The organism is Agromyces sp. SYSU T00194 (assembly GCF_040496035.1).
GTDB lineage: Bacteria > Actinomycetota > Actinomycetes > Actinomycetales > Microbacteriaceae > Agromyces > Agromyces chitinivorans.
Genome location: NZ_JBEPJZ010000002.1, coordinates 470,788 through 486,675 on the forward strand (window position 1 = coordinate 470,788; position 15,888 = coordinate 486,675).

Consider the following 15,888-nt stretch of genomic DNA (forward strand, 5'->3'; position numbering starts at 1 on the left):
CGGTAGCGATGGAGCACCGCGGGTGATCCTCGCGGCGCGCAGGGAGAGTCCCACGAGGAGGACGCGATGAGCACGCTCGACCAGACCCGCACCACGACCGGTACGACCGACGAGGCCGCCGAGCACCCCGAGGCCTGGCACGGCTTCGCACCGGGCCCCTGGCAGGACGGCATCGACGTCCGCGACTTCATCCAACGCAACTACCGGCCGTACGAGGGCGACGCCGCGTTCCTCGAGGGCCCCACCGAGCGCACGCTGGCCGTCTGGCACACCCTCACCGCGATGTTCCCCGCCGAGCGCGAGAAGGGCGTCTACGACGTCGACCCGCACACCCCGTCGAGCATCACCTCGCACGCTCCCGGCTACATCGACCGCGAGCGCGAGCTGATCGTCGGCCTGCAGACGGATGCCCCGCTGAAGCGCGCGATCATGCCGAACGGCGGCTGGCGCATGGTGGCCGGCGCGCTGCAGACCTACGGCTACGACGTCGACGAGCGCGTCGAGGAGACCTTCACCAAGTACCGCAAGACCCACAACCAGGGCGTGTTCGACGCCTACTCCCCCGGCGTGAAGCGCGCCCGGCACAGCCACATCATCACCGGCCTGCCCGACGCGTACGGCCGCGGCCGCATCATCGGCGACTACCGCCGCGTGGCCCTCTACGGCGTCGACGCGCTCATCGCCGCCAAGCGCACCGAGCGCGCCGAGCTCGCCATGCGGTTCTCGACCGAGGAGGTCATCCGCGATCGCGAGGAGAACGCCGAGCAGATCCGCGCCCTGCAGGAGCTCGTCGCGATGGCCGAGTCGTACGGATTCGACATCCGCCGCCCCGCCGAGACCGCGCAGGAGGCCGTGCAGTGGCTGTACTTCGCCTACCTCGGCGCAGTCAAGGAGCAGAACGGCGCCGCGATGTCGTTCGGGCGCAACACCGGGTTCCTCGACGTCTACCTCGAGCGCGACCTCGCCGCGGGCCGCATCGACGAGACGCTGGCGCAGGAGCTCATCGACGACCTCGTCATCAAGCTGCGCATCGTGCGGTTCCTCCGCACCCCCGAGTACGACGCGCTGTTCAGCGGCGACCCGACCTGGGTCACCGAGTCGCTCGGAGGCCTCGGCGACGACGGCCGTCCGCTGGTCACGAAGACCGCGTTCCGCATGCTGCAGACGCTCTACAACCTGGGCCCGGCCCCCGAGCCGAACCTGACGGTGTTCTGGAGCACCGACCTCCCCGAGGGGTTCAAGCGGTTCTGCGCGCAGGTCTCGATCGACACGAGCGCGATCCAGTACGAGTCGGATGCCCTGATCCGCAACGCATGCGGCGACGACAGCGCCATCGCGTGCTGCGTGTCGCCGATGGCGGTCGGCAAGCAGATGCAGTTCTTCGGCGCACGCGTGAACCTCGCGAAGGCCCTGCTGTACGCCGTCAACGGCGGACGCGACGAGATCTCCGGCCACCAGGTCGCTCCCATCTCGGCGCCCGCGACGGGCGACGTGCTCGACTACGACGAGGTGCGCGAGGCGTTCCGCGGCACCATGGCCTGGCTCGCCGAGACCTACGTCGACGCGCTGAACACCATCCACTTCATGCACGACAAGTACGCGTACGAGCGGCTCGAGATGGCGCTGCACGACCGCGACGTGGTGCGCACCATGGCCTGCGGCATCGCCGGCCTGTCGGTGGCCGCCGACTCGCTGTCGGCGATCCGCTACGCGACCGTGCGCCCCGTGCGCGACGACACCGGCCTGGTCACCGACTACGTGGTCGCGGGCGAGTACCCCGCCTACGGCAACGACGACGACCGCGCCGACGAGATCGCCGCGGAGCTGGTGCACGAGTTCATGGCGATGGTGCGGCAGCACCCGACCTACCGGAACGCGATCCACACCCAGTCGGTGCTCACGATCACCTCGAACGTCGTCTACGGCAAGGCGACCGGCGGCACCCCCGACGGCCGTCCCGCGGGCGCACCGTTCGCCCCCGGCGCGAACCCGATGAACGGCCGCGACACCCACGGCATGCTCGCGAGCGCCCTCTCGGTGGCGAAGCTGCCGTTCGAGGACGCGCAGGACGGCATCTCGCTCACCACGACGGTCGCGCCGCAGGGCCTCGGCCGCACCGAGGACGAGCGCGTGTCGAACCTGGTCGGCCTGCTCGACGCCTACACCGCGCGCGGCGGGTACCACATGAACGTCAACGTGCTGCGGCGCGAGACGCTCGTCGACGCCATGGAGCACCCCGAGAACTACCCGCAGCTGACCATCCGCGTGTCCGGGTACGCGGTGAACTTCGTGCGCCTCACGCGCGAGCAGCAGCAGGACGTGCTCGACCGCACCTTCCACGCCGGAGTGTGACGGAGACCGCCATGGTCGCCCTGACCCTCCACCCCAGCCGCGAGGCGCTCGCGGAGGCGCGCCACGAGCGCCTCCGCGCCCAGCGCGACGGCGAGGTCGGCAACGTGCACTCGTGGGAGCTCGTGACCGCGGTCGACGGCCCGGGCACGCGCCTCACGGTGTTCCTGAACGGATGCCCCCTGCGGTGCGCCTACTGCCACAACCCCGACACGTGGCGCCTGCGCGACGGCACCGCCACGACCGTCGACGAGCTGGTCGCCCGCATTGCGCGCTACCGCGACATCTTCGGCGCCACGGGCGGCGGGCTCACGCTCTCGGGCGGCGAGCCGCTGATGCAGGCGCCGTTCGTGCGGCGCGTGCTGCACGAGGCATCCGCCCTGGGCGTGCACACCGCGCTCGACACGAGCGGGTACCTCGGGGCGAAGGCCGACGACGCGATGCTCGACGACGTCGACCTCGTGCTGCTCGACGTGAAGTCGGGGCTCCCCGGCACCTACCGCGACGTCACCGGCGTCGACCTCGAGCCGACGATCGCGTTCGGCGACCGCCTCGCCGCACGCGGCACGCGCGTGTGGGTGCGGTTCGTGCTCGTGCCCGGGCTCACCGACGCCGATGAGAACGTCGACGCCGTGGCGCGCATCGTCTCGCGGTGGCCGAACGTGGAGCGCCTCGAGGTGCTGCCGTTCCACCAGATGGGCGCCGACAAGTGGGAGCGCATCGGCGCCGACTACTCGCTCGCCGGCACGCGCCCGCCCGACGCCGCCCAGGTCGACGCGGTGCGCGCGCGGTTCCGCCGGTCTGGCGTGCCGGTGGCCTGAGACGCCGGCCCGGCCCGGTCGCGGTGGTGGTCGACCGGGCGGGCCGGTCGGGGGCCGAGCAGCGCCCGAGACCGCTGCGGAAAGCGCTGCCGACCAGGCATACGAGTACCCTGTGGGGCATGGCCGGTACCGGGTCGGGGGAACGGGTACGGACGGCGGAGATCGTCGCCGCGCTGTCGCTCGCGATCGACTACGGCATGGGCCGCCCGCTCGAGCAGGGGATGCACTCGGGCGTGGTCGCCGCCCGCCTCGCACGCGCACTCGGCGTCGACCCGCAGACCGAACGGGCCGCGTGGCTGACCGCCCTGCTGCTGCACGTCACCTGCACGACCGACGCGCATTTCTCGGCGGAGGTGATGGCGCCGGGTGCGACCTCCGCCCACATCGATCCGATCATCTTCGGCTCCCCGGGCGAGCAGTTCCGGGGCGCCCTGCACGCAGTCGGGGTCGGGCACCCGAACCCGCTCGACCGCGCCGCGCACACCGTCTCCGTCATGACCCGCTGGGCGCGGGCGAGGCCCGAGCACTTCACGGCCATGTGCGAGGTCGGTCCGATGCTGAGCGCACGGTTCGGCCTCCCGTCCGACGTGCAGGAGGGGCTCGGCATGGTGACCGAGCGCTGGGACGGTCGCGGCATCCCGCACCGGCGAGCGGCCGAGGAGCTTCCGATGTCGCTGCGCATCGCGCACCTCGCCGTCGACGCCGCGTTCCAGTCGACGCTCCATCCGGCCCACGAGGTCGCCGCGATCATGCGGAGCAGGGCGGGCGGCGCATTCGACCCCGATGTCGCCGGCGCCTTCCTGGCGGACCATCTCGCGCTCCTCGAGGAGTCGCCCGACGCGTTCCGCCTCGACGTGCTGGAGCGCGAACCCCGCCCGCACCTCGAACTCGGCGGAGCGGCCCTCGACGACGCGCTCGCCGCGTTCGGGGAGTTCGCGGACCTGGCCGCGCCATGCCTCGCGGGCCACAGCGGCGGCGTCTCCCGCCTCGCAGCGCGCGCCGCGGCCCTCGCGGGCTGCGGAGAGGCGGACGTGGCCCGGGTGCGCCGCGCGGGCTCCGTGCACGACGTGGGCGGTGTCACCGTCTGGGCCGACATCTGGACGAAGCCCGAGCCGCTGTCCCGGGACGACCGCGAGCAGGTGCGGCTGCACCCGTACCACACGCAGCAGGTGCTCGCCGCCTCGCCCACCCTCGCGGCGCTCGACCCGATCGCCAGCCACCACCACGAGGCCATGGACGGCTCCGGCTACCACCGCGGCGAGTCCGGGGACGCGATCCACCCGCTGGCCCGCATCCTCGCCGCCGCCGACGCCTTCCGGGTGCGCGTGGAACCGCGCCACGGCCGGCCGCCGATTCCCCCCGACCTCGCGGCGCAGGAGCTCCGCGACGAGGCCGCGGCGGGGCGGCTCGACGCGGAGTGCGTCAGCGCGGTGCTCGAGGCGGCGGGCGAACCGGTGGGCGACGTGCCGCGGCCCGCCGGACTCAGCCGCCGCGAGGTGCAGGTCGTCGCGCGCCTCGCGCACGGCCACGCCACGAAGCAGATCGCGCGCGAGCTCGGCATCGCCGTGAAGACCGCGGACCGGCACGTGCAGAACGCCTACGCGAAGATGGGGGTCTCCTCACGCCCCGCCGCCACCCTCTTCGCCATGCAGCACGGGCTCCTGGCCTGGGGAGAACTCCCGATCGACGAGGCATCCGCCCGCTCCTAGCGTCGTTGCCAGGACCCGGTGACGGGCACGACGAGGGGGACGACCATGGACGACACGGATGTCACGATCGAGCGCTCCGGCACGGTGCCTCGGCTCGAGCAGCGATCGCGGATCGTGCGCGCGGGAGCGTGCGCCGGACTCATCGGCCCGGCGCTGTTCGTCGCCGCCTGGCTGATCCAGGCCGCGGCGCGCAGCGAGGAGTTCGACCTCATCGGCGAACCCGCCTCGGCGCTCGCGGCCGGCGATGCGGGCTGGATCCAGACGGTGAGCTTCATCGTCTACGGCCTGATGACGCTGGTCTTCGCGGCGGGGCTGCACCGGGCGATGGCACCGTCGCGCCTCGGCTGGATCGGTCCCTCCCTGATCGGGGTGACCGGGGTCGGGCTGCTCTGGGGCGCCGCGTTCCCGCTTCGGCGCGAGGCGTCCGGCGAACTCGTCGACCCCGGCCTGCACGCGGTCGGAGGGTTCATGTACTTCGTCGTCGGCACGCTCGCGATCATCGCGATCATCCCGCGCATGCGTGCGGACGCCCGCTGGCGCGGGCTCGTGCCCTACTCGATCGTGGTCGCCGCGCTGCTGGTGGCGGCGCACGTGGTCATGGCGATCTGCGCGTTGCCCGAGGACGGCCCGCTGCGCCCGTACCCCGGCCTCACCCAGCTCGTCTTCGTCGTCCTGCTGCGGGTGCCCTGGCAGCTGACGATGGCGGTGCGGATGCTCCGGGTGCCCGTGGCGCCCGAGCTCAGATCCCGAGCGTCTGCAGCGAGTCGCGGATGACCTGCGCCGAGGCGGCGAACTTCGCCGCCTCGTCGTCGTCGAACGGGATGCGCAGCACGTCGGCGACGCCCGACGAGTCGACGATCGACGGCACCGAGAGGGCCACGCCCGACTCGCCGAGGTAGTCGTCGAGCACGCTCGAGACGGGCAGCACCGCGCGCTGGTCGTGCAGCACCGCCTCGGCGATGCGGGCCGCGGAGAGGCCGATGGCGTGGTTGGTCGCGCCCTTGCCCTCGATGATCGTGTAGGCCGCGGTGCGCACCTCGTCGGCGATCGCGTCGAAGTCGCCGAGCTCGGGCTTGACCGTCGACTGCGCCGCCGCCCAGTCGCGGATCGGCACCGGGCCGATGGTCGCGTGCGACCAGAGCGGGAACTCGGAGTCGCCGTGCTCGCCGACGATCATCGCGTGCACGCTCGAGCTCGCGACGTCGGCCCGCTGAGCGATCAGCCAGCGCAGTCGGGACGAGTCGAGCACCGTGCCCGACGAGAACACGCGCGAACTCGGCAGCCCGGTGATCTTCTGGGCGGCGACGGTGAGCACGTCGCAGGGGTTCGTGACGAGCATGTAGACCGCGTCGGGTGCCCGGTCGAGCAGCTGCGGCATCAGGCTCTTCATGATCGCGATGTTCGCCCCGGCCAGGTCGAGGCGGGTCTGGCCCGGCTTCTGCTTCGCACCGGCGGTGATGATCACCATGTTCGAGCCGGTCACGACGTCGAGGTCGTCGCCCCCGACGATCGTGGACGAACCTGCGAACAGCGTGCCGTGGGCGAGGTCGAGCACCTCCGCCTCGGCCTTCTTGCGGTCGATGTCGTACAGGGCGACCTCGCGGGCGCTGCCCCGGACGAGGGCGGACAGCGCGACGGAGGCGCCGACCGCGCCCGCGCCGATGACGGTGAGCTTGGAGTTCTCGATGACGGCCATGGCTCCATCTTGGTCGCCTGCACCCGGTACGCAACAGTGCCGCGCGCGAAGCGGGTGAGGGCAGCCGAACCTTGCTTGAAATCCCCGATCATCGGCGTACCGTGACGATCGACGACGTATCCAGGGAAGGTGGACAACGAATGACCGACACGCAGGTACCCCCGCAGGCGAGCTCGAATCCCGACGTCGCCGCCGGGGTCGCGCAGTTCCTCACCCCGGTCGTGCACCAGCTCGTCGCGCTCGCCGTCAACGGCAAGCAGGCGCACTGGCACGTGCGCGGACCGAACTTCATCGCCGTGCACGAGCTCCTCGACGACGTGGTCGCCCACGCGCAGGAGTGGTCCGACCTGGCCGCCGAGCGCGTGGTCGCCCTCGGCCTGCCGATCGACGCCCGGCTCGCGACCGTCGCCGGTTCGGGGGCCACCACGCCCAAGGCGGGCTTCCAGCAGGCCGAGCCGACCATCGAACAGGTCATCGCGCAGATCGACCTCGCGCTCGAGAAGGTGAATGCGGCGATCGACGGGCTCGACGACCTCGACCTCACCAGCCAGGACATCGCGATCGAGATCCGGCGCGGACTCGACAAGGACCGCTGGTTCCTGTTCTCGCACATCAGCGTCGACTGACCGACGGCACACGAGCACGGATGCTGCGGGCGCATGCCCGCACGACGGCCCGGCCCCGCACGAGCGGAGCCGGGCCGTTCCGCGTCTCGAGCCGGATGCCGCGGGGTGGGTCAGCGCTGGAGCCAGGCCAGCACCGCGAGCACGCGCCGGTGGTCGGAACCGGAGTCCTCGAGGGCGAGCTTGGCGAAGATCGACGTGACGTTCTTCTCGACCGCGCCCACGCCGATGTAGAGCTGCTGGGCGATGCCCCCGTTCGTGCGGCCCTCGGCCATGAGCGCGAGCACCTCGCGCTCGCGCGGGGTGAGCGAGGCGAGCGGGTCGGCGCGCCGGCCGATGAGCTCGCGCACGACCTGCGGGTCGAGCACGGTGCCGCCCTGGCTGACGCGGGTCACGGCGTCCTCCAGCTCGTCGAGCGAGGCGACGCGGTCCTTCAGCAGGTAGCCCATGCCGCCCTCGCCCGACGAGAGCAGTTCCTGGGCGTAGGTGCCCTCGATGTACTGGCTGAGCAGCAGCACGCCGAGGCGGGGCATCCGCCTGCGCAGCTCCAGCGCCGCGCGCACGCCCTCGTCACGGAACGTCGGGGGCATGCGCACGTCGAGCACCGCGATGTCGGGATCGAGCGAGCCGATCTCGGCGAGCAGCGCGTCGGCGTCGCCGAACGAGCCGACCGTCTCGAACCCGGCCTCGTCGAAGAGCCGAACGAGCCCCTCGCGCAGGAGCACCGAGTCCTCGGCCAGCACGACCCGCAGCGCAGCATCCGTCACGCTCTCAGGATAGGGGTGCCGCGTCGGGCTCCTGCGACGGTGCAGCGGTCGCCGGCAACGCCGTGAACGGCACGTGCGCGCCCGCGGTCGTCGGCCCGCCGTCCGGGCTGTCGATGCGCAGGATGCCGCGGAGTCCGCGCACCCGCTCCTCGAGCCCGCTCAGCCCGTGGCCCGGCACGATGACCGCGCCGCCGGTGCCGTCGTCGATCACCCAGAGGTCGAGCCACGATTCGCCGCCAGCGGGCGCGCGGCGCACGGACGCGTGCAGCCCGATCGCCCTCGCGCCGGCGTGCTTGGCGGCGTTGGTCAGCAGCTCCGCCGCGATGAAGTAGACGTTGCGCTCGATCTCGGCGGGGACGCCCACGTCGGCGGGAAGGTCGACGTGCTCCTCGACCGGCACGGGACTCCGTGCGGCGAGCGAGGCGAGCCCGGCCGCGAGGCCGCGGTCCTGCAGGATCGGCGGCGCGAACCCCCGCGAGAGCGCACGCAGCTCGTCGAGCGCCTCCCGCGCCTGCTCGCGCGCCTCGCCGAGCACCTGCGGCGCGACGTCCGGGTCCTTGGCGATCGCGCGCTCGGCGGCGGCGAGGTCCATCTGCAGCCGCACGAGCCGCTGCTGCGGGCCGTCGTGGATGTCGCGCTCGAGGCGGCGCAGCGACCGGTCCTCCGCCTGCACGGCCGCGCCGCGCGACGCCGACAGCTGCTGCACCTCGCGCTCGAGCGCCTGCGAGCGCCACGGGCCGAGGAGGCCCCGCGCCACCACCTGGTGCAGCAGGGTGAGCCCGCGCGTGATGAGCGGCAGGGTCACGAGGAACACCACGCCGACGACGAGCAGGAAGACCGACTCGGCCTGCCGCGGGTCCATGGTGAGCGGCACGCCGAACAGGAACTCCCACACGACCTCGACCGTCCAGACGTCCTGCCCGTCGAGCGGCAGCCACCGCTCCCAGAACCAGTAGGTCGCACCACCGAGCCCGAGGGAGACCCAGACCACCGTGACGATGAAGGTGACGAGACTGACGACCGGCGCGACGACGAGCACGTGGAGCACGTACAGCCAGTAGTGCCCGTCGATGAACGGGCCGAGCGCGCCGCGCCAGAACGACGGGGTCGTCGACGCCGGCGGCCACGGCGACGCGATCTCGCGCCGGCCCGTCCACTGCAGCAGGCGCAGCTCGGTCCAGCCGAATCCGCGCGCCACGTAGAAGGTGGCCGTGAGGAACAGCACGCCGACGACGAGCACGAGCAGGCCGAGGCCGGTCGAGACGAGCCCGACCGTGACGCTGAACCCGACCCACGCGATGGGCATGGCGATGAGGAGGAACACCAGTTCCCGGGGCATGCCGGCCCAGAGGCCGAAGTACCCGCGCCGGCGGCGGGGTGCGGTGTCGTTCTCGCTCATGGGAGTCCTCCGGGATCATTCTGGCGTCCGCGTGCGTCGGGCACGCCTCCAGCCTCGGGCGCGGCGCGCCGCGGCGGCACCCGGCGACCGCCCGGATCGGGAGGGGGGTTCTCCCCCGTCGCAGTGCGCGGCACCGCCGGCTGCACGCCCCGGCGCCCGCGCCTCAGACGGCGAGGTGCGTGGGCCGCCCGCCGAGGAGCGTCGCCGCGACCGGCATGGTGCGCAGCTCCTCCGCGTCCGCGAGCAACGGGTCGCGCTCGACGAGCACCAGGTCGGCCGGCTCGCCCACCGCGATGCGCGTGCGCACCGACGCGGCCAGCGCCGTGGCCGCGTCGATCGCCTGCTCGGGGTGCCACGGGTCGCGCCCGTCGCGGCTCCGGCCGACGGCCGCCGCGACGGTGATCCACGGGTCGAGCGGCGCGACCGGGGCGTCCGAGCCGAGCGCGAGCTCGGCACCCGCCTCGATGAGGCTGCGCAGCATGAACGCCCGATCGGTGCGGCCTGCCCAGTGCCGTTCCGCGATGTCGCGGTCGTCCATGGCGTGCTCGGGCTGCACGCTGGCGACGACGCCGAGTGTCGCGAAGCGCGCCAGGTCGTCGCGCTGCAGCAACTGCGCGTGCTCGATGGAGCCGCGGCGCGCCCCCGAGGCGAACGGCACGGGCTCCACCTGCGCGAGGGCGCGCAGCGCCTCGCGGTTGGCCCGGTCGCCGATGGCGTGCACGGCCGGCACGAGGCCCGCCCCGGCCGCGCGCTGCAGCAGGGGCAGCAGGTGCTCGGGCGGCACGGTCGCGAGCCCGCGGGCGTCGGGTCCCGACAGCCCCGGGTAGGGGTCGACGCACCACGCGGTGAGCGTGTTGAGCGAGCCGTCGGTGATCACCTTGTACGGCCCCACCTCGACGAGGCCGTCGGTGCCCGCGAGCACCACGCCGGTGCGGAACCCCTCGTCGATCGCGCGCTCGAGGTGCTGCGTGTAGACGCCGAACTCGACCCGGACGTCGGTCGCGCCCCCGCGCACGCGCCGGCGCCAGTCGTCGGCGTTCCAGCGCATCTCGAGGTCGACGATGCCGACGATGCCGCGCGCGGCCGCCGCGCGCATGGCGTCGCCGACCCAGCGGTCGAGCGTCTCGTCGCCCACGTCGTCGAGCACGCGCACGACGTCGAACGCCTCCTCCTCGCGGAGGACGCCGGTCGGATGCCCCGGGCGGCCGTGTCGCATCAGCGCGGCGGAGTTCAGCCAGCACGCATGCAGGTCGTGCGAGACCAGCGCCACCGGCACGTCGCCCGTGGTGGCGTCGAGCGTCGCGCGGTCCGGCGCGTCGGGCCAGAGGGCGTCCTGGTACCCCATGCCGACGACCTCGTCGCGTGCGGCGGCCGCGAAGCCCGCGAGTGCGGCGGCCTCCGCCGCGCTCGCCGCGGTCGAGACGTCGACCCGCTGCGCGCGCTGCGCCCACTGCGAGGCGTGCACGTGCCGGTCCCAGAGCCCGGGGAGCACGATGCGCCCGTCGGCCGCGATGCGCCGGGCGTCGCGGGCGCCCTCGCCCGCGGGCACGATCGCGGTGATCCGCCCGTCGCCGATCTCGACGTCGACGGGGGCGTCGGCGCCGAGCGGGCGCGCACCGCCGATGACGAGGCGACTCACCGCGCGCCCCCGGCGCCCGCCGCCCGGGCGTCGCGCGCCCGGCGCATCTCCCGCGCCAGCGCGGCATCCGCATACGGCCCGTCGCCCTCGAGCTCGGCGATGATGTGCTCGACCGTCTCGGGCGGCCTGTTCTGGCTCATCTTGTCCTTCGCCTCGAAGCGCGTGATCGGGATGCGCAGTCCCACCGTGCCCGCCACGATGCGCTCCGCGTAGGCGGCGTTCTCGACGGTGCCCCGCATGAGCCGCGGCTCGGCCATGGCGCCCTCGAAGTGCGCCACGAGGGCCTCGAGCACCGCGAGGTTCTCCGCATCCGACAGGATCTCCGGCGTGCCGTGCAGGTGCGCGGTCGTGAAGTTCCAGGTCGGCACGGCCGGGCGCGCGTCGTACCAGCCGGGCGAGATGTAGCCGTGCGGCCCCTGCACGACCACGAGCACCTCGTGCTCGCCGAGCTCGTGCAGCTGCTCGTCTGGACGGCCCACGTGGGTGAGCAGCACGATGCCCTGGGCCTCCTCGTCGAGCAGGACCGGGTAGTGGGATGCCACGAGCCCGCGCTCGCGCGTGTGCGACACGATCGTGGCCCACGGGTTCTGGCGCACGAGGCGCTTCACGCCTTCGTCGCTCGCGAGCGTGAAACTGGGGTTCTGTCGCATCCGCTGCCCCTCTCCGGTCGGTCGGTCTGGTCGTTCAGGTCTGGCAGGTGGGGCACCAGTAGAGCTTGCGGGCGCCCATCTCCTCGAGCACGATGTTCGTGCCGCAGGTGCGGCACGGCAGCCCTTCGCGCTTGTAGACCCAGTGCCGGTCGGCGCGGTCGGCCATCGCGGCCCGCCAGGCGTCGGGGTCGAGCCCGTCCATGGTCATCATCTGGCCGGTCTCGACGCCGATCCTCAGCAGGTGCGTCCAGTCGCGCCAGAGTGCGCGCACGGTCTCCTCGGGGACGAGCCTCCCGGGCGTGTGCGGGTCGAGTCGCGCGCGGTAGAGCAGTTCGGCGCGGTACACGTTGCCGATGCCGCTCACGACGGACTGGTCCATGAGCAGCAGGCCGATGGGCGTCGGCTTGCGACGCACCACCTCGGTGAAGCGCTCCTCCGCGGCATCCGTGTCGTCGACCAGCGGGTCGGGGCCGAGCTTGCCCACCACCTGCTCGATCTCGGCGGCGTCGCGCACCTCGCACGCCGTCGGGCCGCGCAGGTCGGCGCACACGGTGTCGGTCAGCAGTCGCACGCGCACCTGGCCGACCGGCTCGGGCGGGAACTCGTCGGGGGCATCCGACTCCTTCTCGGCCTCCGACATGCGCAGGCGGGCCTTGCGGGGCGCACCGATCGAGGTCAGCGAGTTCTCCCCCGCCGCATCGAGCACGACCGCGTCGGGGTTCGGCGCGTCCAGGAACGTGCCGCGCTGGTTCGTCTGGCCCATGCGGCCGTTGGCGGAGGCGATCGTGGCGTCCATGCGGATGTCGCCCGCGAAGTCCCACGCGCCGTACATGCCGAGGTGCACGCGCAGCCAGACGCCGCCCTCGAACTCGAGGAACATCTGCTTGCCGACGGCGCGCGCGTCGACCATGCGCCGGCCGTCGATGACCGCGGCACCCTCGGCGAAGCGCCCCTGCGGGCTCGAGGCGCGCACGACGTGCCCGACGAAGTTGCGCGCGAACTGGCGGGTGATGCGGTGGACGGAATGGCCCTCGGGCATCCGCTACGCCCCGGCGCGGTCGACGCCCTTGCCCGCGATGTCGCCGGTCGACTCGAACTCGGCAAGCTGCGCGATGCGGCGCGCGTGGCGCTCCTCGCCCGAGAACGGCTCGGCGATGAAGGCGTCGATGAACGCGGTCGCCTCGTCGACGGTGTGCTGGCGGGCGCCGATCGAGATGACGTTCGCGTCGTTGTGCTGGCGCGCGAGCAGCGCCGTATCGAGGCTCCAGACCAGGGCGGCGCGGATGCCCTCGACCTTGTTCGCGGCGATCTGCTCGCCGTTGCCCGACCCGCCGAACACGACGCCGAGCGCCTCGACGCCGTCGCGCTGGTCGCGCACCACGCCGAGCGCCGCGTTGATGCAGAACGCCGGGTAGTCGTCGAGGGCGTCGTACTCGACCGGACCGTGGTCGACGACCTCGTGGCCGGCCGCCGCGAGGTGCTCCTGCAGGTGCCGGCTGAAGTCGAGGCCGGCGTGGTCGGTCGCGATGTGGATGCGCATGGGGCCAAGTCTAGGCAGCGCGGCGAGCCCGCGTGATCGGCGCCGATGACCCGCTTCCCGGCCACGGGAATTAGGCTGGTGGACCGTGCGGCGCCGCCACGAGCGACGCCCGCACGCCTCACCCTCGACCCGCAGGAGACGTACGTGCCCGGAGAGAACCTCACCCGCATCGAAGCCGAGGAGCGCGCCGCGCTCGTGACGGTCCACGACTACGACGTCGTGCTCGACCTGACGACCGGTCCGGAGGTGTTCCGCTCGACGACGACGGTCCGCTTCGCCGCATCCGCCGGCGCCTCGACCTTCATCGACGCCATCACGCGCACGGTGCACTCGGTCACCCTGAACGGCCGCGAGCTCGACCCGGCCGCGGTCGCCGACGGGGTGCGCATCGCGCTCGACGACCTCGCCGACGAGAACGTGCTCGTCATCGATGCCGACGCCGAGTACACGAACACGGGCGAGGGCCTGCACCGCTTCGTCGACCCGGTCGACGACGAGGTCTACCTGTACTCGCAGTTCGAGGTGCCCGACTCGCGCCGCATGTTCGCCGTCTTCGAGCAGCCCGACCTGAAGGCCGCGTTCTCGTTCACCGTGACCGCGCCCGACCACTGGCAGGTCGTGTCGAACCAGACCACGCCCGAGCCGACCCCGGCTGGCGACGGCATCGCCACCTGGGCCTTCGCGCCGACCCCGCGCATCTCGAGCTACATCACCGCGCTCGTCGCCGGCCCCTACACGGTGACCCGCTCCGAGCTCACCTCGAGCGACGGCCGCACCATCCCCCTCGGCGTGTTCAGCCGCGCGAGCCTGGCCGAGTACCTCGACGCCGACTACGTGTTCGAGAAGACCCGCCAGGGCTTCGCCTACTTCGAGGAGCGGTTCGGCGTCGCCTACCCGTTCGAGAAGTACGACCAGCTCTTCGTGCCCGAGTTCAACGCGGGCGCCATGGAGAACGCGGGCGCGGTGACCTTCACCGAGACCTACGTGTTCCGCTCCAAGGTGACCGACGCGATCCGCGAGCGCCGGGTCGTGACGATCCTGCACGAGCTGGCCCACATGTGGTTCGGCGACCTCGTGACCATGAAGTGGTGGAACGACCTCTGGCTGAACGAGTCGTTCGCGGAGTGGGCGTCGACCATGGCGACCGCCGAGGCGACCGAGTGGACCGAGGCGTGGACCACGTTCGCGGCGATGGAGAAGAGCTGGGCGTACCGGCAGGACCAGCTGCCCTCGACGCACCCGATCGTCGCCGAGATCCGCGACCTCGAGGACGTGCAGGTCAACTTCGACGGCATCACCTACGCCAAGGGCGGCTCGGTGCTGAAGCAGCTCGTCGCCTGGGTCGGCCGCGAGGCGTTCTTCGCGGGCGTCGGCGCCTACTTCCGGAAGCACGCCTGGGGCAACACGACCCTCGCCGACCTGCTCGTCGAGCTCGAGGCGGCGAGCGGCCGCGACCTGTCGGGCTGGGCGGCGCTCTGGCTCGAGACGGCCGGCGTGAACACGCTGCGCCCCGAGATCGAGACGGATGCCTCGGGCACGATCACGTCCTTCGCCGTGCTGCAGTCCGCGGCCGCCGACTACCCGACGATCCGCCCGCATCGCCTCGCGATCGGCTTCTACGACCTCGCCGACGGCGCGCTCGTGCGCACGCACCGCGTCGAGCTCGACGTCGACGGCGAGCGCACCGAGGTCGCCGAGCTGGTCGGCCGCGCGCGCCCCGACCTCGTGCTGCTGAACGACGACGACCTCGCCTACGCCAAGGTGCGCCTCGACGAGGCGTCGCTCGGCGTCGCGATCGCGCACCTCTCCTCGATCGAGAACCCGCTGGCCCGCTCGCTCGTCTGGGGCTCGGCGTGGGACGCCACGCGCGATGCCGAGACGCCCACCCGCGACTGGGTCGCGCTGGTGCTCGGCAACATCGCCACCGAGACCGAGTCGACCACGCTGCGCACCACCCTCGCACAGCTCGCGCTCGCCGCGAGCGCCTACTCGGCGCCCGAGGGCCGCGACGCGGTCGTGCGCGACGTCGCCGACGCGCTCTGGGGCCTCGCGCAGGCCGCCGTGCCCGGCAGCGACGCGCAGTTCCAGTTCGTGAAGGCGTTCGCCGCGACGGCCGAGTCGTCGTCGCACCTCGACGCCGTCGCGGCGCTGCTCGCCGGCGACACCGCGCTCGAGGGCCTCGACATCGACACCGACCTCGGCTGGGAGCTGCTCATCGCACTCGTCGCGGGCGCGCGCGCCGGCGACGCCGAGATCGACGCCCGCCTCGCCGCGGACGACACGGCCACGGGCCGCCAGTCGGCCGCGCACGCCCGCGCCGCGATCCCGACCGTGGCGGGCAAGCAGCGTGCCTGGGACTCGCTCGTGGTCGCCGACGACGCGCCGAACACCATCGTGCGCACGACCGCGCTCGGCTTCCTGCGGGCGGCCGACCCGACGGTGCTCGAGCCGTTCGTCGCGCAGTACTTCGACATGCTCGAGCGCGTCTGGCACGACCGCAGCTACGCGATCGCCGAGAAGCTGATCGTCGGGCTCTACCCGTCGCCGCTGGCGAACCGGGCGCTCGCCGACGCGACCCGTGCCTGGCTCGACACGCACCCCGACATCCCGGCGCTGCGCCGCCTGGTCGCCGAGAACCTCGCCGGCGTCGAGCGCGCGCTCGCGGCCCAGGCGCGCGACGCCCGATAGGCAGGAG

13 protein-coding genes are annotated in these 15,888 nt (G+C 72.9%); 6 read left to right on the forward strand and 7 right to left on the reverse strand.

Annotated elements, in window-relative coordinates:
• The first annotated feature begins 66 nt into the window (after positions 1-66).
• The 4 genes from pflB (at position 67) to ABZK10_RS15025 (ending at position 5,653) form a co-directional block, all read left to right on the forward strand.
• Positions 67-2,352 carry a formate C-acetyltransferase gene (gene pflB, locus ABZK10_RS15010; protein WP_353810100.1) on the forward strand — a complete coding sequence of 762 codons (2,286 nt, stop codon included), beginning with the start codon at positions 67-69 and terminating at the stop codon, positions 2,350-2,352.
• An 11-nt stretch (positions 2,353-2,363) separates the two neighbouring features.
• The gene (pflA, locus tag ABZK10_RS15015; RefSeq protein ID WP_353810101.1) at positions 2,364-3,170 is read left to right on the forward strand and encodes a pyruvate formate-lyase-activating protein; all 807 of its coding nucleotides are present in this window, start codon (positions 2,364-2,366) and stop codon (positions 3,168-3,170) included.
• 119 nt (positions 3,171-3,289) lie between these two features.
• Positions 3,290-4,879 carry an HD domain-containing phosphohydrolase gene (locus tag ABZK10_RS15020; RefSeq protein ID WP_353810102.1) on the forward strand — a complete coding sequence of 530 codons (1,590 nt, stop codon included), beginning with the start codon at positions 3,290-3,292 and terminating at the stop codon, positions 4,877-4,879.
• A 45-nt stretch (positions 4,880-4,924) separates the two neighbouring features.
• Positions 4,925-5,653, forward strand: a complete 729-nt coding sequence (locus ABZK10_RS15025; protein WP_353810103.1) for a DUF998 domain-containing protein — start codon at positions 4,925-4,927, stop codon at positions 5,651-5,653.
• Here ABZK10_RS15025 and ABZK10_RS15030 read toward each other — a convergent pair.
• A complete protein-coding gene (locus ABZK10_RS15030; protein ID WP_353810104.1) occupies positions 5,619-6,575 on the reverse strand; it encodes an L-lactate dehydrogenase in 957 nt (318 codons plus the stop codon). The two genes, ABZK10_RS15025 and ABZK10_RS15030, sit on opposite strands and share 35 nt — an antisense overlap.
• A 140-nt stretch (positions 6,576-6,715) precedes the next feature.
• Between ABZK10_RS15030 and ABZK10_RS15035 the strand changes: the two genes are divergently transcribed.
• Entirely contained in the window at positions 6,716-7,201 is a 486-nt protein-coding gene (locus ABZK10_RS15035) for a Dps family protein (RefSeq protein ID WP_353810105.1), read from the forward strand.
• A gap of 110 nt (positions 7,202-7,311) precedes the next feature.
• Here the strand turns inward: ABZK10_RS15035 and ABZK10_RS15040 are convergent, their stop codons facing one another.
• From ABZK10_RS15040 to ABZK10_RS15065, 6 genes are all read right to left on the reverse strand, one after another.
• Positions 7,312-7,965 carry a response regulator gene (locus ABZK10_RS15040; RefSeq protein WP_353810106.1) on the reverse strand — a complete coding sequence of 218 codons (654 nt, stop codon included), beginning with the start codon at positions 7,963-7,965 and terminating at the stop codon, positions 7,312-7,314.
• Positions 7,966-7,969: 4 nt separating this feature from the next.
• Positions 7,970-9,364 (reverse strand): sensor histidine kinase, encoded by a 1,395-nt coding sequence (locus ABZK10_RS15045; RefSeq protein ID WP_353810107.1) that lies wholly within the window; start codon positions 9,362-9,364, stop codon positions 7,970-7,972.
• Positions 9,365-9,527: 163 nt separating this feature from the next.
• Positions 9,528-11,003 (reverse strand): amidohydrolase, encoded by a 1,476-nt coding sequence (locus ABZK10_RS15050; RefSeq protein ID WP_353810108.1) that lies wholly within the window; start codon positions 11,001-11,003, stop codon positions 9,528-9,530.
• Positions 11,000-11,653, reverse strand: a complete 654-nt coding sequence (locus tag ABZK10_RS15055) for an FMN-binding negative transcriptional regulator (protein ID WP_353810109.1) — start codon at positions 11,651-11,653, stop codon at positions 11,000-11,002. Before ABZK10_RS15055 ends, ABZK10_RS15050 begins: the two co-directional genes overlap by 4 nt.
• 34 nt (positions 11,654-11,687) lie before the next feature.
• A complete protein-coding gene (locus ABZK10_RS15060; RefSeq protein WP_353810110.1) occupies positions 11,688-12,692 on the reverse strand; it encodes an Fpg/Nei family DNA glycosylase in 1,005 nt (334 codons plus the stop codon).
• A 3-nt stretch (positions 12,693-12,695) separates the two neighbouring features.
• A complete protein-coding gene (locus ABZK10_RS15065; RefSeq protein ID WP_353810111.1) occupies positions 12,696-13,193 on the reverse strand; it encodes a ribose-5-phosphate isomerase in 498 nt (165 codons plus the stop codon).
• Positions 13,194-13,337: 144 nt separating this feature from the next.
• On the opposite strand from ABZK10_RS15065, the gene pepN reads away from it, so the two are divergent.
• Positions 13,338-15,881, forward strand: a complete 2,544-nt coding sequence (gene pepN / locus ABZK10_RS15070) for an aminopeptidase N (protein ID WP_353810553.1) — start codon at positions 13,338-13,340, stop codon at positions 15,879-15,881.
• Positions 15,882-15,888: the final 7 nt, after the last annotated feature.

Excerpts from the sequence above, each read along its gene's own strand:
- pflB (WP_353810100.1), top strand. The coding sequence starts at position 67 with ATGAGCACGCTCGACCAGACCCGCACCACGACCGGTACGACCGACGAG.
- pflA (WP_353810101.1), top strand. The coding sequence starts at position 2,364 with ATGGTCGCCCTGACCCTCCACCCCAGCCGCGAGGCGCTCGCGGAGGCG.
- ABZK10_RS15020 (WP_353810102.1), top strand. The coding sequence starts at position 3,290 with ATGGCCGGTACCGGGTCGGGGGAACGGGTACGGACGGCGGAGATCGTC.
- ABZK10_RS15025 (WP_353810103.1), top strand. The coding sequence starts at position 4,925 with ATGGACGACACGGATGTCACGATCGAGCGCTCCGGCACGGTGCCTCGG.
- ABZK10_RS15030 (WP_353810104.1), bottom strand. The coding sequence starts at position 6,575 with ATGGCCGTCATCGAGAACTCCAAGCTCACCGTCATCGGCGCGGGCGCG.
- ABZK10_RS15035 (WP_353810105.1), top strand. The coding sequence starts at position 6,716 with ATGACCGACACGCAGGTACCCCCGCAGGCGAGCTCGAATCCCGACGTC.
- ABZK10_RS15045 (WP_353810107.1), bottom strand. The coding sequence starts at position 9,364 with ATGAGCGAGAACGACACCGCACCCCGCCGCCGGCGCGGGTACTTCGGC.
- ABZK10_RS15055 (WP_353810109.1), bottom strand. The coding sequence starts at position 11,653 with ATGCGACAGAACCCCAGTTTCACGCTCGCGAGCGACGAAGGCGTGAAG.
- ABZK10_RS15060 (WP_353810110.1), bottom strand. The coding sequence starts at position 12,692 with ATGCCCGAGGGCCATTCCGTCCACCGCATCACCCGCCAGTTCGCGCGC.
- ABZK10_RS15065 (WP_353810111.1), bottom strand. The coding sequence starts at position 13,193 with ATGCGCATCCACATCGCGACCGACCACGCCGGCCTCGACTTCAGCCGG.